Source organism: Tritonibacter sp. SIMBA_163 (assembly GCF_046535935.1).
In the GTDB taxonomy this organism is placed as follows: Bacteria; Pseudomonadota; Alphaproteobacteria; order Rhodobacterales; family Rhodobacteraceae; genus Epibacterium; species Epibacterium scottomollicae.
The window spans coordinates 1-245 of the sequence record NZ_JAWJBP010001084.1 but is presented as its reverse complement, the minus strand read 5'-3'; the positions used below and the strand labels follow the sequence as shown (position 1 = coordinate 245).

Sequence of the window (245 nt, the reverse complement as noted above, 5' to 3'; positions counted from 1 at the left end):
AATGTTGTTTAGTATGATTTTATTTATTAACAAATTAGTTAAATCAAACCCAGAAAAAATATAATTTTCTACGTATTTTTTTTCATTTCCTAAATAATTTTTTGATAACTCCTCAACTGCTCTCAAACTTTCACCAATCAATAGCAACAATACTAAATTATTAGGAATTATTATTTCAACTTTAATTATAAAATTGAGCATTAATAAAAGCATACTTGCGATGAAATAAACAAAAAAGTTGGTTA

1 protein-coding gene is annotated in these 245 nt (G+C 22.0%); it reads right to left on the bottom strand.

The features are described from left to right. The coding region (locus tag R0J92_RS25685; protein ID WP_411053770.1) for a hypothetical protein at positions 1–245 on the bottom strand (245 nt) is incomplete at both ends.